Source organism: Paramesorhizobium endophyticum, assembly GCF_014640615.1.
GTDB lineage: Bacteria > Pseudomonadota > Alphaproteobacteria > Rhizobiales > Rhizobiaceae > Paramesorhizobium > Paramesorhizobium endophyticum.
Genome location: NZ_BMHH01000004.1, coordinates 50,733 through 73,851, shown reverse-complemented (window position 1 = coordinate 73,851; position 23,119 = coordinate 50,733). Strand labels below are relative to the sequence as shown.

At 62.9% G+C, this 23,119-nt stretch carries 21 protein-coding genes and 1 pseudogene; 7 read left to right on the top strand and 15 right to left on the bottom strand.

What is annotated here, in order from left to right; genetic code table 11:
* Positions 1-5: 5 nt before the first annotated feature.
* The 3 genes and pseudogenes from modA to IEX53_RS06385 form a co-directional block, all read right to left on the bottom strand.
* On the bottom strand, positions 6-767 hold the full coding sequence (modA, locus tag IEX53_RS06395; RefSeq protein WP_188822594.1) for a molybdate ABC transporter substrate-binding protein: 762 nt from the start codon (positions 765-767) through the stop codon (positions 6-8).
* A 26-nt stretch (positions 768-793) separates the two neighbouring features.
* Positions 794-1,582 (bottom strand): TOBE domain-containing protein, encoded by a 789-nt coding sequence (locus IEX53_RS06390; RefSeq protein ID WP_188822592.1) that lies wholly within the window; start codon positions 1,580-1,582, stop codon positions 794-796.
* Positions 1,583-2,024: 442 nt separating this feature from the next.
* Positions 2,025-2,612 (bottom strand): annotated as a pseudogene (locus IEX53_RS06385) (family 4 glycosyl hydrolase); the annotation flags it as partial.
* A 231-nt stretch (positions 2,613-2,843) separates the two neighbouring features.
* Here IEX53_RS06385 and IEX53_RS06380 point away from each other — a divergent pair.
* A complete protein-coding gene (locus IEX53_RS06380; protein WP_373288603.1) occupies positions 2,844-3,080 on the top strand; it encodes a helix-turn-helix transcriptional regulator in 237 nt (78 codons plus the stop codon).
* A gap of 79 nt (positions 3,081-3,159) precedes the next feature.
* Here the strand turns inward: IEX53_RS06380 and IEX53_RS06375 are convergent, their stop codons facing one another.
* The 3 genes from IEX53_RS06375 to IEX53_RS06365 are packed head-to-tail and all read right to left on the bottom strand — an operon-like array spanning position 3,160 to position 7,575.
* On the bottom strand, positions 3,160-4,962 hold the full coding sequence (locus IEX53_RS06375; protein WP_188822591.1) for an ABC transporter ATP-binding protein: 1,803 nt from the start codon (positions 4,960-4,962) through the stop codon (positions 3,160-3,162).
* Positions 4,963-4,976: 14 nt separating this feature from the next.
* Positions 4,977-6,413, bottom strand: a complete 1,437-nt coding sequence (locus IEX53_RS06370) for a M81 family metallopeptidase (RefSeq protein ID WP_188822589.1) — start codon at positions 6,411-6,413, stop codon at positions 4,977-4,979.
* Between the two features lie 22 nt (positions 6,414-6,435).
* Entirely contained in the window at positions 6,436-7,575 is a 1,140-nt protein-coding gene (locus tag IEX53_RS06365) for an ROK family transcriptional regulator (protein ID WP_188822587.1), read from the bottom strand.
* A 129-nt stretch (positions 7,576-7,704) separates the two neighbouring features.
* Here IEX53_RS06365 and IEX53_RS06360 point away from each other — a divergent pair, with 129 nt between their 5' ends.
* The 6 genes from IEX53_RS06360 (at position 7,705) to IEX53_RS06335 (ending at position 14,227) form a co-directional block, all read left to right on the top strand.
* Positions 7,705-9,255: an ABC transporter substrate-binding protein gene (locus tag IEX53_RS06360; RefSeq protein WP_188822585.1), complete on the top strand. Its 1,551-nt coding sequence runs from the start codon at positions 7,705-7,707 to the stop codon at positions 9,253-9,255.
* 244 nt (positions 9,256-9,499) lie between these two features.
* Positions 9,500-10,420, top strand: coding sequence for an ABC transporter permease (locus tag IEX53_RS06355; protein ID WP_188822583.1), 921 nt, complete (start codon positions 9,500-9,502; stop codon positions 10,418-10,420).
* Positions 10,420-11,292 (top strand): ABC transporter permease, encoded by an 873-nt coding sequence (locus IEX53_RS06350; RefSeq protein ID WP_188822582.1) that lies wholly within the window; start codon positions 10,420-10,422, stop codon positions 11,290-11,292. The genes IEX53_RS06355 and IEX53_RS06350 overlap by 1 nt, the downstream gene beginning before the upstream one ends.
* An 11-nt stretch (positions 11,293-11,303) precedes the next feature.
* Positions 11,304-12,257 carry an ROK family protein gene (locus tag IEX53_RS06345; RefSeq protein ID WP_188822580.1) on the top strand — a complete coding sequence of 318 codons (954 nt, stop codon included), beginning with the start codon at positions 11,304-11,306 and terminating at the stop codon, positions 12,255-12,257.
* Positions 12,254-13,000 (top strand): copper homeostasis protein CutC, encoded by a 747-nt coding sequence (locus IEX53_RS06340; protein ID WP_188822578.1) that lies wholly within the window; start codon positions 12,254-12,256, stop codon positions 12,998-13,000. Before IEX53_RS06345 ends, IEX53_RS06340 begins: the two co-directional genes overlap by 4 nt.
* A 237-nt stretch (positions 13,001-13,237) precedes the next feature.
* Positions 13,238-14,227: a substrate-binding domain-containing protein gene (locus IEX53_RS06335; RefSeq protein WP_188822575.1), complete on the top strand. Its 990-nt coding sequence runs from the start codon at positions 13,238-13,240 to the stop codon at positions 14,225-14,227.
* Positions 14,228-14,278: 51 nt separating this feature from the next.
* On the opposite strand, the gene IEX53_RS06330 is transcribed toward IEX53_RS06335, so the two are convergent.
* The 9 genes from IEX53_RS06330 to IEX53_RS24350 form a co-directional block, all read right to left on the bottom strand.
* Positions 14,279-15,544 (bottom strand): ABC transporter substrate-binding protein, encoded by a 1,266-nt coding sequence (locus tag IEX53_RS06330; RefSeq protein WP_188822574.1) that lies wholly within the window; start codon positions 15,542-15,544, stop codon positions 14,279-14,281.
* Between the two features lie 33 nt (positions 15,545-15,577).
* On the bottom strand, positions 15,578-16,414 hold the full coding sequence (locus IEX53_RS06325) for a carbohydrate ABC transporter permease (protein ID WP_188822572.1): 837 nt from the start codon (positions 16,412-16,414) through the stop codon (positions 15,578-15,580).
* Complete coding sequence (locus tag IEX53_RS06320) at positions 16,411-17,334, bottom strand: carbohydrate ABC transporter permease (RefSeq protein WP_188822570.1); 924 nt, start codon at positions 17,332-17,334, stop codon at positions 16,411-16,413. The genes IEX53_RS06325 and IEX53_RS06320 overlap by 4 nt, the downstream gene beginning before the upstream one ends.
* Complete coding sequence (locus IEX53_RS06315; protein WP_188822568.1) at positions 17,327-18,487, bottom strand: ABC transporter ATP-binding protein; 1,161 nt, start codon at positions 18,485-18,487, stop codon at positions 17,327-17,329. Before IEX53_RS06315 ends, IEX53_RS06320 begins: the two co-directional genes overlap by 8 nt.
* Positions 18,484-19,323, bottom strand: a complete 840-nt coding sequence (locus tag IEX53_RS06310) for a metallophosphoesterase family protein (protein ID WP_188822566.1) — start codon at positions 19,321-19,323, stop codon at positions 18,484-18,486. The genes IEX53_RS06315 and IEX53_RS06310 overlap by 4 nt, the downstream gene beginning before the upstream one ends.
* Before the next feature lie 112 nt (positions 19,324-19,435).
* On the bottom strand, positions 19,436-20,665 hold the full coding sequence (gene solA, locus IEX53_RS06305) for an N-methyl-L-tryptophan oxidase (RefSeq protein ID WP_188823025.1): 1,230 nt from the start codon (positions 20,663-20,665) through the stop codon (positions 19,436-19,438).
* A gap of 456 nt (positions 20,666-21,121) precedes the next feature.
* Positions 21,122-21,739 carry an aromatic alcohol reductase gene (locus IEX53_RS06300; RefSeq protein ID WP_210311631.1) on the bottom strand — a complete coding sequence of 206 codons (618 nt, stop codon included), beginning with the start codon at positions 21,737-21,739 and terminating at the stop codon, positions 21,122-21,124.
* Positions 21,736-22,047 (bottom strand): Rossmann-fold NAD(P)-binding domain-containing protein, encoded by a 312-nt coding sequence (locus tag IEX53_RS23670; RefSeq protein ID WP_210311630.1) that lies wholly within the window; start codon positions 22,045-22,047, stop codon positions 21,736-21,738. Before IEX53_RS23670 ends, IEX53_RS06300 begins: the two co-directional genes overlap by 4 nt.
* A 38-nt stretch (positions 22,048-22,085) precedes the next feature.
* On the bottom strand, positions 22,086-22,514 hold the full coding sequence (locus tag IEX53_RS24350) for an autotransporter-associated beta strand repeat-containing protein (RefSeq protein WP_373288602.1): 429 nt from the start codon (positions 22,512-22,514) through the stop codon (positions 22,086-22,088).
* Positions 22,515-23,119 lie beyond the last annotated feature (605 nt).

Below are 23,119 nucleotides of genomic sequence, written 5' to 3'. Positions count from 1 at the left end.
ATGCCTCAACTGACCGTGCCGATGGCATAGCCATATTTTTGGATGATGGCGCGGGCCTCCGGACCTTTCAGGAAGTCCATAAAAGCTGCCGCCGCCTTGTTCCCTTCGCCCTTTTTCAACAGCACGGCGTCCTGCCGGATTGGCGTGTACATCTCCTGCGGCACCAGCCAGCGCGAGCCGCCGTCATTCCCGGCGAGTTGCGAGAGCGCGACAAAGCCGAGTTCCGCATTACCGGTATCCGCAAACTGGAAGGTCTGGCCGATATTGTTGCCCTGCACGATCTTCGGCTTGAGAGCATCATAGACGCCGAGTGCCCTCAGCGTCTCCACCGCCGCCGTTCCGTAAGGCGCTGCCGCCGGATTGGCGATGGCGATCTTGCTAAATCCGCCATTTTTGAGCGTCTCCTCGCCCTTCACGAGGTCCGCGTCCTTGCTCCAAAGCACGAGCTTGCCGATGGCATAGGTAAACCGGCTGTCGGCCACGCCCACCCCTTCCTTGACGAGCCTCTCCGGGCGTTCCGCATCCGCCGACAGGAAAATCTGAAAAGGCGCGTCCTGCTTGATCTGCGTATAGAATTGGCCAGACGAGCCGAAGGAAAGCACCGCTTCATGCCCCGTCTTCGCCTTGAAGGCGGCGGCGATGTCCTTTGCCGCGTCGGTAAAATTGGCGGCGACGGCGACATTGGTTTCATCCGCGCTCGCCTGCCCCGCGCTTAAGGCGGCAACGGCCAGGACGGCAGCCGCGATGAGCGATTTCAGCCTTCTCATGATATTTCCCCTTCCCCGTGACGGTTTCAGTCGGTGGCGATGATGACGTGCGCGGCATCGAACAGTGCATAGGCCGGCCGGCCGGGCGTGATATCCAAGTCTTTGGCGCTGCGTGCCGTGATCGTCGCGGCAAGCGTCTTGCCGCCGCCGATGTCGAGCACGATCTCGGCATTGACGGGCGAGGTCTCGCAGCGCAGCACCGTGCCGGGCACACAATTGCGGACGGATATGGCTGGACGATCTCCCCCCGGCGCGATGATCACGAAGGGCGCCTTTATGAGAACGATGGCCTCCCTTCCGGGCACGAGGCCAAGCTCGCGGACGCTTTCATTGGTGACCAGTGCGTGGATGGTCGTGTCTTCGTTGATCGCTACCGCGATTTCCGCCATGAGGGTGTCGGACACGATGCCGGTGATCGTGCCGCGCAGTGCATTGCGGGCGCTTGTTTTCATGAGAAATCCCGATACGAGATGAAGCGGCCGGATGCCCGTTCCCGCCAGTTCCGGCTCGAGCCGGGCGAGCAGTTGGGAAAGCTCCGCCTCCAGCCGGTGGAAGGCTTCGACGACACGGAGGCCGGTGGGCGTGAGTCTGGCACCGCCCCCGGCGCGGCCACCCGCGCGGGTTTCGAGCAGAGGCTGGCCAAACAGGTTTGCCATGGCGTCAAGCGCATCCCAGGCCGCCTTGTAGCTGAGCCCCGCCGCCTTCGCGCCAGCCGTAATGCTGCCGCTGCGCGCCACGGCCTCGAGCAGCCGAATACGCTCACGCCCAATGGCGGGAACTTCCTCGCTTCCGAGAGTAATTGAGGCTTCAATCATCCGCCTGCTTTCGGCGACCGTCATATAGGATAACTATATAACGATAAGAGGGCGGATAGGGAAGCGGAAATCCAGAGCACCTCGGAGGATCCCGGCAGGGGGCCGAATGAACATCCACAAGAATGCAGGTCTCCGCCATGCACCTCTTGCGAGACAGCTATCGCTTGAGCCACTCGCTGAGCTCGGCTTCCGCCCTCGGCACGACCGCCCCGGGCGCGCGGGCAGCATCGCATGCTTTCCGAGAAGCTGGGCGCACGGCCTGCTGATTCGGCAAGCCGCACGGGAATTCTGGCCGACCTGCCGTAATCAGCGCGTGCCGGTCTTGTCCGCACCGACCGCCGCCCGAATTTCCTCATGGCGAGGTTCGGCGATTAGGAGCATCTGCGAAGCGCGCTGTAGCTCCGCTCCTAAGCGATATGCTTACCAAGCTGGGCCGAAGGTGTCACGCGGCCTGATCCTGTTTCGCGGGAGCCTGCGTCCATTCCGGCAGCCAATCCCGGTGCGCAAGAAGCAGGTCGTCTACCAGCGACCAGATTTGGTTGAGGTCGAGTTCGGCGGCAGTATGTGGGTCCATCATCGCCGCGTGATAGATGTGTTCGCGATTTTCCGCCATCAGCGCCCGAACCGTCAGTTCCTGCACGTTGATGTTGGTGCGCATCAGCGCCGTCAGTTGCGGCGGCAGTTCGCCGATGAATGTCGGCTGGATGCCATTATGGTCGACCAGACAGGGCACTTCGGCAGCGCATGCCGCCGGAAGCGAGGTGATGCAGCCATTGTTGCGCTGGTTGCCGTAGATGACCGAGGGCTCGCCGGTCCAGACGGAGTTCATGATCGAAGAGGCGTATTCCTTCGACTGTTTCACTTCGATGCGCTCCGCTGAGCGATAGGCCGCCGCCTGATCCTTCCAGCGCTCGATCTGCTCGATGCAGCGCTTGGGATATTCGTCCAATGGAATGCCGAATTTCTCGATGAGGTCTTCACGGTCGCGCTTGATGAACCAGGGGGTATATTCCGCGAAATGCTCCGAACTCTGGTCATGCGCGGGTTGAGCGAGGCGAACGGATCCTGGAAGACGATCTGCATGCGGGACCGGAGCGGACGCATCTCAGCGCGCGAGCGGCCATGGATGCGCTCTTCGCCGAAATAGATTTCGCCCTGCGCCGGCTCGTTCGGTCACGAAATATCCGAGCCGCTTGAGCATTTCGTAGCGCACCTTGTTGGGGCAGCGCGGGTTCCAGCCGGGCTTCGGCATTTCTCCCGCATCTTCGCAGCCAGCGAGGGCCTCCCGCCGGCGGAATTCGTCCTGCAGAAACGCCTGCAGCGAGCCGCCAAGCTGTTGACCAAGGCGGCGGACATGCCGATCAAGGAGGTTTCGGCGCTGTGCGGGTTCGACGACCCCAATTATTTCTCCAAGGTCTTCCGCCGCCTCTACGGCACCAATCCGAGCGATTTTCGAACCTCGGGGATGTATGCCAGCGTCAGCCGCCGGGAGGCATGATATTTTCCAGACGCTTCACCCCGGCTCAATCGACGGGGAATTGAAAGCGGGTGAGCATTGTCTTCTGCCGAATCGCGCTTCAGCCAATCGCTATGAAATGCCCGGAGGAGATTTCCCGGTAATCCCGTTTCGGAGGGACAAAGCCGAGGGGGCGTACCGGGCTTTTTAGTTCCTCCGCATCGAGGCCGCGCTTGAGGCGCCGCCGCTCCGGATCGAGCACCGGCACCGCCGCCATCAGCTTTTTCGTATAGGGGTGCTGCGGGTTCTCGAACACCTGACGGCGGGGGCCGATTTCCACGATCTCGCCCAGATACATCACCGCCACGCGATGGCTGACGCGCTCCACGACCGCCATGTCGTGGCTGATGAAGAGGTAGGATAGGCCGAGGCTTTCCTGGAGGTCCATCAGGAGATTGCAGACCTGCGCCTTGATCGACACATCGAGCGCAGAGACGGACTCGTCCGCGACAATGACTTTCGGATCGAGCGCCAGCGCGCGGGCGATGGCGATGCGCTGTCGCTGGCCGCCGGAGAACTCGTGGGGATAGCGGCCCATCATATCCGCTGAAAGGCCGACGCACTCCAGCAGTGACGCCGCCTTGTCGCGCGCTTGGCGCTTGCTCGCCAGCCGGTGCTGGATAATCGGCTCGGCAATGGCGTTGCCGATATTCATGCGCGGATTGAGGCTGGCGAACGGATCCTGGAAGATCATCTGCACGTCGCGCCGCGCCTGCCGCAATTCCTCCGGCGGCAGCGAAAGCAGGTTCCTGCCCGCCAGTCTTATCGTGCCGCCATGTGCATGGGTGAGCCGCATGATCGTGCGCCCGATGGAGGATTTTCCGCAGCCGGATTCGCCGACGAGCGCCAGTGTTTCGCCGGGGTAAAGATCGAATGAGACATTCTCTACCGCGTGAACTGCCCCAACGGGGCGCCCGAAAACCCCGCCACGGATCTGGTAGCGCGTGGTAAGGTTCCGGACCTGCAGCACCGGCTCGGTTTCCTTCGGCTTGGCCGCGGGCGCTTTTGGCTCCTGCTTTTCGCCCGTCGCCATGTCCACGACCGGAAAGGGCAGCGGCTCAGCCTTGCCCGCCATGGAGCCCAGATGCGGCACGGCGGAGAGGAGCGCGCGGGTATAGGGATGCTTGCCCCGGTGGAAGATATCCGCCATCGTCCCCTCCTCCACCACTTCGCCGCGATACATGACCAGCGTCCGGTCCGCCACTTCCGCCACCACACCCATGTCATGGGTGATGAAGAGGACGGAGGTTCCCTCCTCTTCCTGAAGCGTCTTGATGAGGTCCAGAATCTGCGCCTGGATCGTCACGTCGAGCGCCGTTGTCGGCTCATCGGCGATGAGAAGCTTCGGACGGCTGGCAAGCGCCATCGCGATCATCGCCCGCTGGCGCATGCCACCGGAAAACTGGTGCGGATAATCGTCGAAGCGGGCGGCAGCGTTGGGGATGCGCACCTTGTCGAGCAACCGCAAGGTTTCGGCGCGCGCGGCGGCACGGTCGATGCCGCCATGGCAGGTCAGCGCCTCCGATATCTGCCGCCCGATGGTGAAAACCGGGTTGAGGCTAGTCATCGGCTCCTGGAAGATCATCGCCACTTCGCGCCCGCGCACATGGCGCATCTCCCGCTCGGAAAGTGTCAGCAGATTGCGCCCGCCCAGCCGCACTTCGCCTGCAATCCGGCTATGGGCGGGGTCGAGAAGCCGCATGATGGAAAGCGAGGTGACACTCTTGCCGGAGCCGGATTCTCCGACGATGGCGACGGTTTCGCCCTGCCCGACTTCGAAGGAAATGCCTTTCACCACCGGACGCCACGCGCCATCCGCCTCGAATGCCGTCACGAGATTGGAAACGGAAAGCACGGGAGACATGGCCGGTGTTCCTTTCAGGCGGAGCGCGCGGAAAGCTTTACTTCCGGCTCGAAGGCGAAATCGCGGTCGAAGGGGAAGGTGGGGCGGACCTTGCGCAGGCGCGGCAGGCGCTCGACGAACTGATCCACCACGCCGGGCGACAGCGCCATCAGGTTCGGATTGGCGATGGGGGCGAGTTCCGGCGACAGATAGCCCGATTTGACCACCACGATCTTGGCCGCGCGCGGGTCGAGGCCGAGCGCCGTGAAGTCGGCAATGTTGTGATAGGGGCGGCGCTTGGCGCACAGCACGAGATCGATGCCGCCGATGCGCACCACCGCCTGCCGGTCGGCGGGGTTTGCCGCATCGTGAAGGCTGCGCACTGTGCAACGAACCCGGATCGGCCGGCTTCCGGCCTTGTCGAGCGTCGCGCCGATGGAAAGCTCCCGTTCCGCGCCCTCCCCGGCTGCAAAGCACATCTCCACCGCCAGGCGGTCGGTAATGCCGGCGACAATGACGCCCTGCGCGTTCCGGCAGATCAACTCTGCCAGCACATCGGCGCGGTCGCCCACGCCGCCGCCGGTCGGATTATCGCCGGAATCGGCCAGCACGACAGGCGCGGTCGGGCTTGCCACGGCACGGGCAACACATTCCTCGATGGAGCCGGTCTCGCAGCCGAAGACGAAATCCTCCCGCGCATCCCAGTAAGCGGCGGCAAGCGTCTTCGCTTCGCGTTTCAGAACGGCCCTGTCGGTGCCGGTGAAGATGGCGGCAGCAGTGGCGCGCGGCTCGTCGGCCCAGACATAGCCGACCATGAGCGAGGAATCCCATATGCCCGGGATGGCGTCGGTTTCCGGCAGGCGGGCATAGAGGCTCTTCGCCGGCTCATCCTCGGTCGAGGTGCGCTCGCCCGGCAGCACCACCGGCACCGGCGCCCATAGCAAGATCGGTTTCACCTTCTCCGTGATACAGCGGACCAGCATGGCGACCGAGCGGCGCATGGTTTCCCCGACATCGATATGCGGCGCGGTGCGGTAGGTCGAGAACATGTCGAGCGCGTCGATGATTCGCTGCGTGACATTGCCGTGCAAATCGTAGCTGGCCGAGATCGGGCAATCCTCGCCGACGACGGCGCGCGCGGCGGAAATCCAGTCGCCTTCCGCATCTTCCATGCCTTCCACATACATCGCGCCATGCATGGCGAGATAGAGGCCGTCGATGGGCAGCGCCGCTTTCAGGCGTTCCAGGAACTCCGCCTTGAAGGTCTCATATGTGGCACGGGAAACGGGGCCGCCGGGGATGGCGCGGGCATGGAGCGTGGGCACGAATTCCGCGTCGTAATCTCCAAGGAAAGCAAAGCGCGGCGCGGCCAGCAGTTCTTCTCCGCGCAGCACGGTGAAATCATGCGCCTCCGCCAGAACGGGATTGTAGGTGCTGCATTCGGTATGGATTCCGCCGACGGCTATGCGCATGGATGACCTCGATTGATATGCTTCATTGTTGCGGCCCAGCCGGGCCGACGAGAAATCGATGTGCGGCGATGGCTGCCGCGCCGCGCGCCCAGACGGTTTCATCGACGCGCAGGGTGCGAATGGCGGTCTCGTTCGCCTGCCGGGGCAGGACATTGGCCTCAATCGCCTGCCGCATCACCGTGCCGAGCAGGCCGTCGAACGAATATTCGTCATGGGTAACGAGGATTTCGCCGGGATCGTTGAGCTGGATGATATGCGCGATGGCGAGGCCTAGCGCTGAACCGGCGCGATGCAGGATGCGGATCGCCGTGGTGTTACCGGTCGCAGCCTCGGTTTCGATCTCGTCCAGCGTTTGGCAGATGAGTCCTTCCGCCCGTGCGCTCTCGCGGATCGCCTTCATGGAAGCGACGGTGTCGAGGCAGCCGCGCTTGCCGCAGCGGCAGGGAGCGCCGCCGGGCTCGATGGTGAGATGCGCGATTTCGCCGGCTCCGCCATGATTGCCGCGATAGAGCTTGCCGTCGATGAAATGCGCGCAGCCAATACCATCGCCGAGCGAGACGAGGCTGAAATTCTGCACCTCACGCGCTTCGCCGAAGAGCTTTTCGCTGACCGCGACGGCCTTGGCGTCGTTCTCGATGAAGACGGGCACGTCCACCTTCGCGGCGACGATTTCCGCGAGCGGCACATCCTGCCAACCAAGGAGCGTGGACTGGACGCAGCGGCTTTGCGTACGGTCGACAAAGCCCGAAAGTGCGATGCCTATCCCCGCCAGCCTTTCACGCGATCCAGGGCGGTCGTTCAGCAGCGCGGACAGCGAAGCCGCGATTTCGGCGGCGATTTTCTCGGGGTCGCGCGACAGCGGAATGTGGACTTCGGCGACGATCTCGCCGCCCAGATCCGTCATGACGATGGGGGCCGGGTCCTGCAGCAGCGACACGCCGATGAGGAACGCACAGCCCGGATGGATGTCCAGCAGCAGCGAGGGACGCCCCTGCCCGTAGACCTGCACCGTCTCCTGCAACACGCCCTTGTCGATGAGGTCGCGGGCAAGCCCGCTCATCGCCGCCTTGCTCAAGCCCAGCACCGAGGTGAGCTCGGTCCGGCTGAGCGGGCCGGATTCGCTGATGGCGCGCAGGATCTGTCTTTGGGTGGCGGTGAACATCGAGTCCCTGGCAATTGATTTCAGGCTTGACGCTAAGTTCAATAAATGAACAAATCAATGGCTAATTCGTTCTGAAATGAACCGTGCTAGGCTCATTGAGCGAAACGAAGAACAAAAAGGGGAATTGGCATGTCCGAAAATCGATCGTTCTACGCATTTCGCGCCGCCCTGCTGGGCAGTGCCTTGCTTGCCGGCGTCTCGCTGCTGCCGTTGCAAGCCGCCGCCGCCACCTTGACGGTCATGCAGACCGAGGCGCCGCGCTCCATGGATCCGGGCGACCAGACGGCGACCTATACGGGTTCCGTGCTCGACCCGATGTATGACGGGCTGCTCGAGCGGACGGACACCAACCCCACCGCGCCTGCGCTCGCCACCGAATGGTCCAGCGACGATAGCGGCCTTGTCTGGACCTTCAAGCTGCGTCAGGGCGTCAAATTCCATGACGGCACGCCGTTCAATGCCGATGCGGTGGTGAAGAATTACGCCCGCCATCTCGATGCCAAGCGTGGCCTGGCGGCGAGCGGACGCATCCGGCAGGTCATCGACAAGGTCGAGGCGGTCGACGAAAACACGGTCCGCTTCACGCTGAAGAAGCGCTATCCGGCCTTCCTCGCCTTGCTCACCACCCCCTCGAACTGGATCGTCAGCCCCGCCGCCGATGCCGCGGGCACGCTGGGGGCAAAGGCGGTCGGCACCGGCCCCTATAAGCTCAAAGAATATAAGTCCGGCGAATATGTGCTGGAGGAGAAGAACCCCGACTATTGGGGCGGCGCGCCTGACAGTGTCGACGAGATCAAATGGACGTGGACATCCGAGCCCTCGGTCATGAACATGGCGATCCAGACCGGCGATGCCGATGTGGTCAATCCGCTGCCTCCCGCCTTCGCCACGCAGCTTTCGGCAAGCGATGATGTAAAGGTGATCAGTTCGGACGGCGCGGCGGTCTTCTGGGTCGCCCTCAACACGAAGATGAAGCCGCTCGACGATATCAGGGTGCGGCAGGCCCTGAACTTTGCGACGGATCGTGAAGGGTTGGTACGCGCGATCATGCAGGGTTATGCCATTCCCGCCAATTCGCCGCTGCCGCCTGTCATGAACGGCTATGACAAGTCGCTGCAGCCCTATACGCTCGACCTCGACAAGGCGAAGGCCCTGCTGGCCGAGGCGGGCGTCCCTGACGGCTTCTCCATGTCAGTCGCGGTGCAGGAACCGGAAGCGCGCATCGGCGAGTTGCTGCAGGCCATGTGGGCGAAGATCGGCGTCAAGCTCGACGTGCGGCGCATGGAAAGCGGCGTCTGGACCAAGGCGGCCTTCGCCGACCCGGCGGGCAAGGCGGCTGATGGCATCGGCTCCGTCATCGCCTCCTGGTCCACCAGCGTCAACGGCGCCGACCTCCAGCTCCGCCCGCTCTATTACTCCGCCAGCGCCGCGCCCGCCGGGGCCAATCTCGGCTTCTTCAACGATCCGAAGCTCGACAAGCTGCTCGACGATGCGACCAATCTTCAGGACGAAGCCGAGCGCAACAAGCTCTATGTCGAGGCGCAGAAGGAAATTAACGAGCAAGCGCCGCATGTGCTTCTCTATACGACGAAGGACGTTTACGCCGTCCGCAAGGGCGTCGAAGGCGTCGGCATGATTCCGGGCGGCCAGGTGGTCGTCGAGGATGCGGTGAAGAATTAGAGCGGCGCATAATGGAAACGCTGGCACTCCACGTCGCCCCCCTCTGCCCTGCCGGGCATCTCCCCCGCAAGGGGGGAGATTACGCCTACATAGATGCACGGCGCCAATCGCTAATGTTTCAGTATGAGCGGTGCGGGCAATGCCAACCAATCTCCCCCCTCGCGGGGGAGATGTCCGGCAGGACAGAGGGGGGCGCTGTCCCGCCAGCATTTCCATTTGAACTGCCTTTCATAACGGGTCGCCTATGAAAGCCTACATCCTCCGCAAGCTCATCGGCCTGCCGTTGATCCTGATCGGCGTGTCGCTCATGATCTTCCTCGCCCTGCGCGCCCTGCCGGGTGACCCCGCGCGCCTCATGGCCGGTCCCGAGGCGACGCAGGATGCGGTGGATGGGATGCGCACCCGTCTGGGCCTCGACCGGAGCCTTGTCCAGCAATATGCGCAATTCGCAGTGGACGCCCTGCATGGCGACCTCGGCACCTCCATCCGCTCCAAACTGCCGGTGACGAGCGAAATCGCGGAGCGCTTGCCCTACACCCTCGCGTTGGCGCTGACGGCCTATCTGCTCGCCATGGCCATCGGCGTTCCCGCAGGGATGATCGGGGCAATCTACCGGCATGGCTGGCCTGATCATGCGGTGATGTTCCTGGCGATCCTCGGCGCTTCCATCGCCAATTTCTGGCTGGCGCTGATGGCGATGAACACGTTCTCGGTAAAGCTCGGCTGGCTGCCGCTGCTCGGCGCATCGAGCTGGAAGAGCTATATCCTGCCGTCGGTTTCCCTCGCCATTCTGCCCGCCGCGCTCATCGCCCGCATGACGCGGTCGAGTATGATCGAGGTGCTGGGGCAAGATTACATCCGCACAGCGCGCGCCAAGGGCGTGGCAGCCTCGTCGATCTACTGGAGCCATGCGCTGCGCAACGCACTGATCCCCATCATCACCATCGTGGGCCTCAATTTCGGCGCGCTGATCGGCGGGGCCGTGGTGACTGAATCCGTCTTCAACTGGCCGGGCATTGGGCGTCTCCTCGTGGATTCGGTGCGCTATCGCGATTATCCGGTCATCCAGGGCGTCACGCTGGTCGCCGTCACCGGGGTGGTGCTCGCCAATTTCATCGCCGAGATGCTAATTGCGGCGCTCAACCCGCGCATAAGGTTCGACTGATGAGCAATATGACGTTGACCGCCTCCCCGCCATCCCGTCCCGGCAGGCTCCTCCGAGCCATACGCTTTACCGCGCGCCATCCCAGCATCACGGTTGGCGGCGCGCTTGTGGCGCTCATTGTTTTCTGCGCAATCTTCGCGCCGCTCCTTACCCGGGCCGATCCTTACGAGCAGGATTTGCTCGCGACGATGCTGCCGCCCTCCTGGGAGCATCCTTTCGGGACCGACGATGGCGGGCGCGATATTTTCGCCCGCGTCATCTACGGCGCGCGGATTTCACTGCTGGAAGTGGCGCTCGGTGTCGGCCTTTCCGTGCTGGCGGGCGTGCCGCTCGGCATCCTCTCCGGCATGGCAGGCAAACGCGTCGATGCGACCATCATGTGGTTCATGGATGTGCTGTTCGCCTTCCCCGGCATCGTGCTCGCCATCCTGATCGTCAGCATTCTCGGCACCAGCCTGATCAACCTTCTGATCGCCATCGCCGTGTTTTCGGTGCCGATCTATGCGCGCCTTGCCCGCAATCTCACGCTGGGCCTGCGGTCAATGGACTATGTCGAGGCCGCCGTTTCGCTGGGGCTTTCGCGCTGGCGTATCATGACGCACTATATCCTGCCCAACGCGGTCGGGCCGATCATCGTGCAATCGACCCTTACGGCGGGCACGATCATTCTTTCCGCCGCCAGCCTGTCCTTCCTCGGCCTCGGCGCGCAACCGCCCCTGCCGGAATGGGGTGCGATGATGTCGAGCGGGCGCAATTATCTGGGGCTCAATATCTATATGTCGCTGTTTCCGGGCCTGGCGGTCATGATAACCGTGCTCGGCTTCAATATTCTGGGCGATGGTTTGCGCGATCTCCTGGATCCGCGACGGTGAGAAAACAAAGCATGCTGCAACTTGAAACGCCGTCCGCGCCGGATGCGCCACCGGTCTTCGCCGCCGATATCGGAGGCTCCTTCATCCGGTTCGCCTATTCCGCCCGGCCCGGATCGCTGGAGCTTCTCGACCGGCTGCCGACGCCCGCCGGAAACTGGACAGCATTCGTGGACGCTTTGCACGGCCTGCTGGAGCGCCACGCAAATGGCACCGACGCGCCGCTGGCGATTTCCATTGCCGGGCTGGTCGATCCGGCGGACGGGAAGGCATTCTCCGCCAATATCCCGTGCATCACAGGACATAGGCTGGAACAGGAGCTTGGCGAGCGGCTTGGCAGGCGCGTCTTCGCCGCCAACGATGCCGACTGCCTCGCGCTGGCCGAGGCGGGCGAGGGAGCGGGCGCCGGTCACCGCATTGTCTTTTGCGCGGTGCTCGGCACGGGCGTCGGCGGTGGGCTCGTGGCAGAGGGAAGGCTCATTCGCGGCGCGGGCGGCCTTTCCGGCGAGTGGGGCCATGGGCCGATCCTCAATACGACTGTGGAACTGGAGGGCGAAGGGCAGATAACCATCCCGCGCTTTGCCTGCGGCTGCGGGCAGCAAGGATGCGTCGATACCATCGGCGGCGCGCGCGGCATCGAACGCCTGCATCAGTTCCTCAACGCAGAAGAGAAAGACAGCTACGGCATCCTCACTGCATGGCAGGATGGCGACCTTCCGGCGCACCGGACCATTTCAGCCTATCTTCAACTCGTAGCCGATCCGCTTTCCGCGGTCGTCAACATCACCGGCGCCTCGGTGGTTCCCATCGGCGGCGGACTTGCGAACGCAACACCGCTCATCGCGGAGCTCGACAAGGCGGTGCGCCAGCGCATCCTGCGGCGCGTAGACGAGCCGCTCGTCGTGCCGGGCAAATTCAGCAGCGACGGCGGCCTTATCGGTGCGGCGGTACTGGGGAGGCGATCTTGAGCGTGAAGCTTGAAGTGTGTGTCGATAGCCCGGAGGGACTGAGAGCCGCCATCGCTGGGGCAGCCGACCGGATAGAGCTATGCTCGGCGCTGGATGTCGGAGGCCTGACCCCCTCGCCCGGTCTCATGACGCTGGCCGCCAAGGCGCCGATCCCCGTCTATGCCATGATCCGCCCGCGCGCCGGCAGCTTCTACTTTTCCGCCGAAGAAGAGGCGGCCATGATAGCCGACATCGATGCGGTGCAGTCGGCGGCCCTTGCGGGCGTGGTTATCGGCGCTTCGCTGCCCGACGGCAATCTCGACTTGGGGTTGTTGCGCCGGCTTATCGCTCACGCCCACGGGTTGGGCACGACATTGCACCGCGTGTTCGATCTGGCGCCCGATCCCGAGAAAGCGCTTCAGGAGGCCATCGAACTCGGCTTCGAGCGTATCCTGACATCAGGCCAGGCCAACACGGCGCTCGAAGGGCTCGCCGTGCTTAAAAATTTGAGCCGACAAGCGCAAGGCCGCATCTCCATCATGCCCGGAAGCGGCGTAACAGCCGGTAACGCCGCGCAGATCGCCAGGGAAACCAGCGCAAGCGAAGTTCACGCATCCTGCCGGGAAACCATCGAAGCTACAGACGAAAGAAGCATTGCATTCGGCTTTTCCGCTACGGAGACGAAAATCACCTCCGCAACGAGGGTCCGCGAAATCAAGCAGAAGCTTGGTGGCCTTACTGAAAGTACCGCTTCACAGGTCTGAGCCAACGGCGAGGGGCGCTTGGCTATTCCATCAAGACGAGAACCGCCATCAGTTCGGTCGTGTCCGCAGCCTGCCCTCCAAAATGTCACATCGGCGTTGCATTTGCACCGTATCGGTATCCCAACGCTACTTCTCATACGGGAAAGCGCACGGCATTTTTCCTTCCGCCAATGGTTGCAATGCTCCACGGGCGGGTAGGCCAGAGGCTGCATCTTTTAAAGACAGCGTAAGGATCGGATGGCTACGCTCCAGCAGGTCGCCCTTCGTGCCGGTTGTTCGGTGGCGACCGCCTACCGGGTGCTGAACCGGACCGGCCCCGCTAGCGAGGCGATGGTGCGCCGTGTGCGCCGGGCTGCCGCGGAGCTTGGCTATCGCCCGGCGGGGCGCTCTTCCGCCTCTGCACACAAACGCCCCTTCATCGGCGTGTTGATCCCGAGCATCACCAATCCCGTCTTCGCCGCCTCACTGTCGAGCATCGAGCAGCGTATGCTGGTTGCCGGACATAGCGTGCTGATCGCGCAGTCGAACTACGACCCGGCGCAGGAGGCCGATGCCGTGGCTTCACTCATCCGCGAGCGCCCGACCGGGCTGATCCTGACCCTTTGCGACCCGCATCGCAGCCCGGCGCTTACGATGCAATTGCCGCCGACGGTGCTGCTGAACAACCGCCCGACCGCGCGGTTCGCTGCGGCGGTGACGACGGATAATTTTCTGGCAGGCCGGGAACTCACGGAGTTCCTGCTGAAGCATGGACATAGCCGCATCCTGTTCGTCTCCGGCCAATTCGGGGCTTCCGACCGCGCGCTCGCGCGCTATCAGGGATATAGTCGCGCAATGGAAACGGCAGGGTTGGCTCCGCTCGAGGCGTATGAAATTCCATTTCTCAACAGCTACGAACATCTCGACCTGATGGTACCGATGGAGCAGCTCAAGCCCACAGCCATCATCGCCTCGAACGATCTTCTAGCATGCGGCGTTATCGGAGCGCTGCGGCGCCTTGACCTTGCCATTCCGCGAGACGTCTCCGTCGCGGGCTTCGACGGCATTGCCATCGGCCGCCTGATGGAGCCACCGCTCACCACGGTCGAGATGCCGGATGCCACCATGGGTGCGGCGGCGGCTTCGCTGCTTCTCGACATGGCGGAAAACGCCGCCCCTGCCCGCCATCTGATGGTGCCCTACCGGTTTCGGGTTGGCGGGACGGTGCGTGATCTTAACGCAGGCTAGAAAAGCGCCGCCCGGTGGCGGGCGGCGAGATCGTTTTGCTCTTTCGGAACATTACTTGCGCGGCAGCAAATCTTGCACATCCGCCGCGGCATCTTCGAGCGCTTCCTGCGGCGTGGCCGACTGGTCGACGATGCGCGACAGATTGTCGACAATGGTCTGCGTGACCTTGACGCCGTTCGAACCTGGGAAGGCGTACCAGGGAACCATCAGCGGCATCTGGTTTAGGCTCGCCTGGAACAGCGGGTTCTTCTTGTAGAAATCGCCGAGATATTCGGGCGACTTGGCGGCAAGCTCGTTGTTCGGCACATAGCCCGTGCCCGGAACCACGACAGACGCGCCGTAAGGGCCGGCGGCGAATTTGGCGAATTTCCAGGCGGCTTCCTGCTTCACCGCGTCTTTCGTCAGGATGACCACGGCATTGCCGCCGGTAGGCAGACGGCCCTTTTCCGGGTCGATCAGGGGAATCTTCGCGGTGCGCAGATCGAACTTGTTGCCCACATTCTTGATCGTGTTGATGAGCGCGCCGGTGGTCTGGAAGGAGAAACCGACCTTGCCCGCCGCGAAGGCCTGCTCACCTGCCGGCTTGGTGAAGACGGGCATGCCGCCTTCCTTGACCATGCGGTCGAGAATTTCGACGGCTTTCTGTCCCTCGGGGCCGTTGAAGGCGACCTTGGTTTCGTCCTCGTTCAGCATCTTGCCGCCAGCGCCGAAGAGAAGCGCCGAGAACATCCAATCATCGCCCTGCCAGCGGAAGTCAATGCCGTCGACGCCATTGCCGAGCGCCTTGATCTTGCCGCCGAGCGCGATGACTTCGTCCCAGGTCTTGGGCGGATTGTCCGGATCGCCGCCTGCAGCCTTCACCAGATCGGCATTGTAATACATGATCGGGTTGGAGGTGGCGAAGGCGAGGCCGATCTGCTTGCCCCGAACTTGCGCGAGCTTCAGGATCGTGTCCGAGAAGCCCTGCTCGGCCATGTTGCCTTCCTTCGCGATGAGCGGTCCCAGATCAACGGCGACATTGCGCTCGTCGATCATGCGCAGGCGATTGAGGCCGATGAAGGTAACATCGGGCTGGGCGTCGGTTCCGGCCTGGCGCAGGATGGTCTGGATGCCTTCCTCATAAGTGGCTGAGGGGCTGGCGAACTGGATCTTGATATCGGGGTTTTCCTCCATGAACTTCTTCGAGATCGTGTCCATCACGTCCTTGAAGAAGCCAGGCATGGGGTAGTGCACCGTCAGCGTCGTTTCGGCCTTTGCCGGAGCCGACACCGCCATGGCGATGGCCGCGGCGGCCAAAAACTGCGGGATATGTTTCATCGCTCGTGTTCCTTTGGTTGCTTGAACCCGGTCTCAGCCCTTGAGACCGGTCATGGTGATACCCTCGACGAAGCGCTTCTGCGCCAGCAGGAAAGCCGCGACGAGGGGAAGGGTGATGATGAGGGTCGCCGCCATTAGTGCGCCATAATCGTCGCCGGCTTCGGCGGCGCGGAAATACATGAGGCCCAGAGGCGGGGTGGCATATTCCTGCTTGGAGATGACCACCAGCGGCCAGTAGAGATCGTTCCAGTGCGCCACCACCGAGAAGATGGCGAAGGCGGTGACCGCCGGCCAGGCATTGGGGACGATGACGCGGGCAAGGATGCCGAGTTCCGACATGCCGTCGAGGCGCGCGGCGTGGATCAGATCATCAGGCATGGCGCGGAAGAATTGCAGGAACATGAAGATCGCGAACACCGAGATGGTGAAGGGCGCGACAAGCGCGGTGTAGCTGTTGAGAAGCGACAGGCTGTCGAAGGCCACGTAGAGAGGCAGCGCGGTCGCATGGATCGGCACGAGCAGGCCCAGCATGACCAGCATCATCATCAGCCGGGCGGCGCGGAACTTCAACTTTGCCATGGCATAGGCGCAGGGGATCGCCACCAGCACCTGAAAGAAGAAGATGAGGCCGCAGACGACAACGCCGTTCCACAGGAGCGTGCCCATGGGTACACGGCTCAGCGCCTTGGTGAAATTCTCGACATAATGGAACTCCGCCGGGATCAGCGAGAGCGCCGAGGTGAAGATGTCGCTCTGCGCCTTGCCTGCCGTTGAAATCATGAAGACGTAAGGCGCGAGGAACAGCACGGCGCCGACGGAAAGCAGGGTCAGGCGGACGATCCTGCCAAGTGAAACAGCGTTCGCGGTCATGTGTAATGCACCCGGCGGTCGAGGACGCGGTACTGCAGGAACATCAGCACCACGAGAATGGCGAGGAAAACGACGGTCATGGCCGAGGCATAGCCGACGCGCAGGTAGACGAAGCCTTCCTGGTAGATGGTGAAAAGCAGCACTTCGGAGGCCTTGTTCGGGCCGCCATCGGTGAGCGTCTTGACCGTCTCGAAGACCTTGACCGCATTGGTGATGCTGATGGTGAGGACAAAGAGCGTGGTCGGTCCCAGCATCGGCCAGGTGACGAGCCGGAAACGGTCGAAGGCGGACCGCGCCCCATCAACCTCCGCCGCGGCGTAGAGTTCGCGCGGGATCGCTGTCAGCCCGGCAAGGAACAGCACCATGTTGAAGCCGGCGGACTGCCAGACGCCGATGATCGACAAGCTGTAGAGAACCGTTCCTGAGCTTCCCAGCCAGTTCGGCCCGGTGATGCCGGCAAGCGCGAGCAGAGCGTTGATCGGACCGATGGTCGGATGGAACAGATATTGCCAGACTGTCGCCATGGCAACGATCAGCGAGGCGACGGGGAGAAAATAGGCGGTACGAAAGAAACTCTTCGCCCGCGCCTCGCTTTCGATGAGAAGCGCTATGCCGAGGCCCAGCGCCATCGAAACGGGGGCGACGATGGCCGTATAGACCGCCGTGTTCCAAAGCGATTTGCGGAAGGTGCGGTCGGTGAGGAGATCGGCGTAATTCTCGAAGCCGACGAAGCGGAACGTGCCGTAGCCGAGCTCGAAATCGGTGAAGCCAAGGAAAATAACGGCGGCGACCGGCGCCAGCACGAAGACGACGAGCAGCACGATGGCTGGCAGCGCCATCAGCCAGGCCATGCGCGCCTCGCGGCGTTCTTGCGGAACAACCGTGCCGACCGGTGCGGCGAGGGAAGCGACGCTAGCCATGAACGAGCTCCCGAGCGGTTTGCACGCTGTTGGGAACTGCGCGCAGGCGGCGACCGTCCTCGGCGAACACCATGGCGCGATGCGCCTCGAGCGCGAGCGCGACCGGCTGGCCTGTGGCAAGGCCCCTCGTCTCGGCGGGCGTGAGCTTGGCGACGACCGTGCCGCCGATGGCATCGAGGCGGCAATGGAGGATCACTTCGGAGCCCAGAAACTCCATGCGCTCGATATGGGCGGAAAGCCCGTGTCCTCGCGCCGCAAGCCGGACGAATTCCGGGCGGATGCCGATGGTGACGGGATCGGCGTCATGGCCGGTCTCTTCAAGCGAAAGCCGCAAATCGCCGAAGGCGACGATGCCGTTTTCCACCCGCGCGGGCAGGAGATTGATACGCGGCTGGCCGATGAAGCGGGCGACCTCGACATGGGCGGGGTCGTCATAGATCGCCTGCGGCGTGGCGAGTTGCAGGAGATTGCCGCCGATCATGACGGCAACCCGGTCCGCCATGGACAGCGCTTCCGCCTGGTCATGCGTGACATAGAGGGCCGGCACGCCGGCGCGGCGGTGCAGGTCGACGATCTCGCCGCGCGCATGAACGCGCAGGTTTGCGTCGAGATTGGAGAGCGGCTCGTCCATCAGGAAGACGCTGGGCTCGCGAACCATAGCGCGGGCAAGCGCCACGCGCTGGCGCTGGCCGCCGGACATCTGGCCGGGCTTTCGGTCGAGCAGGTGATCGATCTTGAGCGAGGCCGCCATTTCCCGAACGTCGCTGGCGATCTTCGCCCGGATAGCGCGCTGGCCCGGGATGAGCGAACCGATCAGCGGCAGGCGCTGCGCGCCCGTCAGGCGGCGCATGGCGAGCGGTACGGCGATGTTCTGCCCCGCGGTCAGATGCGGATAGAGCGCGTAGGACTGGAACACCATAGCGATGTTGCGGTCGGCGGCGGCGACTGCGGACATGTCCTTGCCACCGATCAGAATTTGCCCTCCGTCAGCGTGGTCGAGACCGGCAAGGATGCGCAATAGCGTGCTCTTGCCGCAGCCGGAGGGGCCGACCAGTGCAATGAATTCGCCCGGCTCGACATCGAGGCTGACGCCCTTGAGGATGGCGTTGCCGCCGAAGGATTTGGCGATGTTTTTCAGCGAAAGCGCGCTCATTCCGCAGGCTCCCTCTTCTTCACCTTATGGGCTTCGTGCGGGTAGACTTCGGCGACCACATCGTCGAGCACATGCGCCGTCATATCAGGCACAGCGACGATTTCGCTCGCCACATCCGCCCCGAAGGTGTGAACGACCGCGCCGATCAGGCGCTCACCCGGCATTTCCCGCTCCATGCCATCGAGAATGAAGGCTGTTGACGGCCCCCAGACGAGCGAAGTTCCGTTAAATGCACCCTGCCAGGCCCAATGGAGATGACCACTGGCGAAGAGCGCGACGTCATGGGCGGCGATGAGATCGTAAAGGCGGCGGCGCTGGGCCGGGCGTATGCCCCAATAGCCGGTGTCGCCCTCATGCGGCTCATCGACGAAAAGTGGCTTGTGAGTGAAGATCGCGACGCGGCGGCCATTGCGCGCGCCGAACTGCCGCTCCAGCCATTCGAACTGCGCGTCCTCCTCGGCGTCCTCGAAGCCCATCAGCAGACTGTCGAGGCCGATCAAGCGCCAGTCGCCCGCATCCTCGGCCCAATAGTCCGGCCCCGCGAGCCCTCGCCAGCGCGCGAGCCGCAGGGGATCGACAGGCTGGTGCGAGCCGGGGAGATGACCAACATCGTGATTGCCGGGGACGATCAGAACCGGCGCGGAGATCTGCCGCATCTGGTCGAGGGAAAAGGCGATATCGTCTTCCCGATTCGCGCCATCGACGGTCAGGTCGCCGGTATGGATCACAAGGTCCGGCCGCTCCGCCTCGATCCAGCTGGCCAGCGGTTCCCAATTGTCATTGAAATGCGGCTTGTTCGGGCTGAAATGCGTATCGGTGATCTGGACGATCTTCATGGGCGCGCCTTCTTCTGTTCCAGAAGCGCGCTGGCCTGCCTTCGCGGCAAGCCGGCGCCTCTTCAGGCGATCTCTTTAGAAGGCGTGAGTGTCAGTTTGCTGACGGAGGTTTTCAGCCGTTTTTCAGTTTTGTCATAAAATCATCAAGGCGATGACAGCGCTGTGCAATAGGCTTGATCATTCCGGGCGCGGCCTGCTTCGCCACGAATGCGTCCATGGCGGCAAAGGAAAACGCCGACACCGGCAGCGCCGTGCCGCCGTCGAGAGTGAGATCGGCGAGAATTTCGCCGACCACGCTGGTGAACTTGAAGCCGTGGCCCGAGCAGGGCGAGGCCACGACGATGCGCGACTCGCCGGGCAATAAATCGAGGAGGAAATCCTCGGAGGGCAGCATGGTGTAGCGGCAGGTGACGGCATTGACGCGCTGGCCCGCAGCAGCCGGCACCCGTTTGCCGATGAAGCCGTCGAGAAGCGCCGTATCCCTGTCGTTGACAGGCGGGTTCGGCTCATTCGGATCGATCGGCTCCAGGAAATGCGCGTGACGGCCGACCTTGACGCCATCGGCGCCGATAGCAGGGAAGCCGAAATAGGAGCCGCCCTCCCCTTCGTCGCGCAGGAAGCACGGCATCCGCTCAGGCCTTGTCACGAAGCCGTCGCGCGGCTGATACCAGGCGACGACCTGCCGGATGGGTTGGGCATGTTTAGCCAAGGCCGGGACGAGTTCGGAAATCCACGCGCCGGTGGAGACGATGATTTTCTTCGCCCGGTAGCGCGCATGGGCGGAAACGACGGTGACGCCCGCATCGTCGGGCTCGATTGCCGTGATCTTTTCGCCGAAATGGAGGACCGCGCCGTCCTGCGCCGCCAATTTCAAATAGCCTGCAATGGCCGCTTCCGGGCGTAAGTAACCGCCACGCGGATCGAAAACGGCGACTTCGTCGGGATCGAGCTGGAAGGCGGGAAAGCGGACGGCCATTTCCGCGGCGTCCAGTATCTCATGGGCGAGGCCATGCAGTTCGCATGAAGCGCGCGTGCCCGAGAGGATCTTGCTATCGGGATTGCCGATCTGCAGGACGCCGGTTTCGGTCAGGATATCACTTCTGAGCCGCGCCTCCAGCCCGCGCCAGTTGAGATAGGCGCGCTTCAACAGCGGCACATAGGATGGGTCTTCGAAATAGCCGAGACGAATGAGCCGGCTGTCGCCATGCGACGAGCTTAGCGCATGGGCGGGATGATAGGCCTCGATGCCGATGCCTTTCACCCCGCGCGCCGAGAGATAGGAAAGCGCGGCGCTCCCCATTGCACCGAGACCGATGACGGCGACGTCGAATTGTGCTGTCATTTCCTGTCCTTTCAGCCGATTTCCGGGTGCGGTCTCGCGGATGAGATTGCGCAGCGTCTCGATGTCGCCATGGAGCGAGCGGTCGTCGGCATAGTGTGAAATACGGCTGCGCACAAGCGCATGGATCGCTTCCGTGCCGGACGCGCGAGAGGCCGTGCCGATGAGAAATCATGGGCTTGGCACCCCGCCATCAGTTCGATGGCGAGGATATATTCGGTATTGTCGATGATCGAGAGCAGCGGGTACGACGCAGCCATCACATCGAACGTAAGCTCTGATTGCAGCGCATTGCCTGTCCGACAAACAGAGGCTGCAAACCTTGAACCAGTCGAGATTCTCGCCGATGAGCAGCCCAATGCCCATGTGGGGCACCGCCCGGGTCTTGTCATTGGCCGGCATGTTGCGAAGAGTGTCGGTGCCCGCGGATAAGGCGAGCACCGATGGATATAGAACGCCTCAGTTCACCCGCGCGCGCAGATATTCCTCGACGTCCGTGACCTTGAGGCCCTTCCGTTCGTTAAAGGTGCGCGACTTGTCCCACCACATGCCATCGCCCAGAGCGAACGCAGCGCGATACCGGGCCATCACATCGCTTGGCGCGGCGGCCAGATCGGCGCGCAATTTGTCCAAGGTCCATTCGGTCTTCTCAAATTTGCGACCGGTGACCCGTTCGACCACTTCCGCGAGCTGACCGTAGGAGATCGTGTCGCCCGCGACATAGACAACCTCGTCGACGACCCGCGGTTCGGCCAGAAGGATTTCGGTTGTCAGTTTTCCGACGTCCTCGGGCGTTGTCACCGTAACCTTGGTATTCCAGCTGCCGAGCCCATGAATCGTCTGGCGATCGAGATTGACCACGTCGAAGGCCGGCTCGAACAGGAAGCTGGTGAACATGCCGGTCGACACGATCACCCATTCGGTGGCCCTTTGAGCGCGGAGCAGTTCGCGAACTTCGTGCTGCTCGTCAAACACGGGTTGCCCGCTACCGCGGCCGACGATGTCGTAATCGACGCCGAACTGCCACGGGAAGTACCGGCTGACGCCCGCCGCCAGCACAGCCCGCGTGATACTCAATTGCGTCCCCGGACGGCGACGAAGCCGGTGCAGTTCACCACGGTCCGATAGCGCTTGAACAGGTCGGCGAGCGCATTCTCGTCGGCGCCCAGATCGAAGCCCATGATCTCCAGACCAAGCGCCTTGAGCTCCGCCAGGTTTGCCCTGTCCTGTTCGGACGGATTATTCACCATCTGGGGAGCTACCAGAACGGTGAGCAGCTCATTCGCCGCCCGCACCCTCGGCGCGAGTGCGCGCAGTACGGCCATGCCGAGCTGCCCGGCACCGAGCACCAGCATGTCGCTTAAATCGATTTTTCTATTGTCCATTTGTCTTCCCTTGGCTTTAGCCTGATCAAGCAGGCCGATCAGGTGAAGCCGGATGTGGCGGTTGACGCACTTTGAGATAAGGCCGACAAAACTGATTTTATTATTCGCTTAAAACGAATAGTGCCGGATCGACACAGCCCCGATACGGCGCTATGCACATCTTCGCCACGGCGATGTCCCCTCAACCGAACCTCGGGAGGCGAAGCAACCATCAGATTGCCCGAACCCGTGATGCGGGCGGAACCCGCGCCTCCACCTACGGTGCTGTTGCCGGAAGCAAGCGTGATGACGCGGCTCGGCGTGAGTCCACCCGCGCTGTTCAGAGTGGTGCCAGCCAACGTCACGCCGTTGCCGGCATCGCCCAGCGCCGCATCGTTTTGGACGTCAAGGGTTCCGCCCGTGACGTTGATGCCGCCGCTGAAAGTGTTCGTGCCTTTGAGAGACAGAGTGCCTCCACCCGCCTTGATCAGGCCTGCGGCGCCGGCAAGACTGGAGGTTATGGTGGCGGTCGCCGTCGCGGCGGTAGCGGTGGTAATGGTGGGCTTGGTGCCGCCAAGCGTGATCGTTGGCCGGTAATGGTATAGTTGGCGACACTGAAGCTGAGGTTATGCGCCGTGATGGGAACGCTCGCCGTTGCCGTGCCGGCTGTCCCTGCGAACACGGCATCATTCAACACTTTGTTGGTCGAAGGGTCCACCATCGCTGCTCTCGTTCTACAATTCCTTGGCGCTTGCCGGACCTGCCGCGAGCGCGAGCAGCAGCGCAGCCATCGCCCCAGCCGGGCTGTCTTGAAATCCCGCCGATCGTCCCTTCCGATCGCCCCGCCGCTTCCGCCTTGCAATCATCCAATCCGTCTCAGCACATCTGTGTTTCAAGCAAACAGCGGCTCCCGGCCTTGTTCATAAACGGCAAGCTGCGGCCCCGGGGCTTCGCCGCTCAATCACGGATGAGGACATTTTGGCGGCGTCGCCATAGAACAGGATTAAACAATGAAAAACCATTAATAACCTATGATTCCCTGATAACTATTCCTATGTATATTTAAATACTAAGCGTTTCTTATAATCAACCG

Coding starts and splice junctions, on each gene's coding strand:
- IEX53_RS06370 (WP_188822589.1), bottom strand. CDS start 6,413: ATGCGCATAGCCGTCGGCGGAATCCATACCGAATGCAGCACCTACAAT.
- solA (WP_188823025.1), bottom strand. CDS start 20,665: ATGACAGCACAATTCGACGTCGCCGTCATCGGTCTCGGTGCAATGGGG.
- IEX53_RS06375 (WP_188822591.1), bottom strand. CDS start 4,962: ATGTCTCCCGTGCTTTCCGTTTCCAATCTCGTGACGGCATTCGAGGCG.
- IEX53_RS06315 (WP_188822568.1), bottom strand. CDS start 18,487: ATGAGCGCGCTTTCGCTGAAAAACATCGCCAAATCCTTCGGCGGCAAC.
- IEX53_RS06335 (WP_188822575.1), top strand. CDS start 13,238: ATGGCTACGCTCCAGCAGGTCGCCCTTCGTGCCGGTTGTTCGGTGGCG.
- IEX53_RS06330 (WP_188822574.1), bottom strand. CDS start 15,544: ATGAAACATATCCCGCAGTTTTTGGCCGCCGCGGCCATCGCCATGGCG.
- IEX53_RS06310 (WP_188822566.1), bottom strand. CDS start 19,323: ATGAAGATCGTCCAGATCACCGATACGCATTTCAGCCCGAACAAGCCG.
- IEX53_RS06325 (WP_188822572.1), bottom strand. CDS start 16,414: ATGACCGCGAACGCTGTTTCACTTGGCAGGATCGTCCGCCTGACCCTG.
- IEX53_RS06390 (WP_188822592.1), bottom strand. CDS start 1,582: ATGATTGAAGCCTCAATTACTCTCGGAAGCGAGGAAGTTCCCGCCATT.
- IEX53_RS06365 (WP_188822587.1), bottom strand. CDS start 7,575: ATGTTCACCGCCACCCAAAGACAGATCCTGCGCGCCATCAGCGAATCC.
- IEX53_RS06355 (WP_188822583.1), top strand. CDS start 9,500: ATGAAAGCCTACATCCTCCGCAAGCTCATCGGCCTGCCGTTGATCCTG.
- IEX53_RS23670 (WP_210311630.1), bottom strand. CDS start 22,047: ATGGACAATAGAAAAATCGATTTAAGCGACATGCTGGTGCTCGGTGCC.
- IEX53_RS06320 (WP_188822570.1), bottom strand. CDS start 17,334: ATGGCTAGCGTCGCTTCCCTCGCCGCACCGGTCGGCACGGTTGTTCCG.
- IEX53_RS06350 (WP_188822582.1), top strand. CDS start 10,420: ATGAGCAATATGACGTTGACCGCCTCCCCGCCATCCCGTCCCGGCAGG.
- IEX53_RS06360 (WP_188822585.1), top strand. CDS start 7,705: ATGTCCGAAAATCGATCGTTCTACGCATTTCGCGCCGCCCTGCTGGGC.
- modA (WP_188822594.1), bottom strand. CDS start 767: ATGAGAAGGCTGAAATCGCTCATCGCGGCTGCCGTCCTGGCCGTTGCC.
- IEX53_RS06345 (WP_188822580.1), top strand. CDS start 11,304: ATGCTGCAACTTGAAACGCCGTCCGCGCCGGATGCGCCACCGGTCTTC.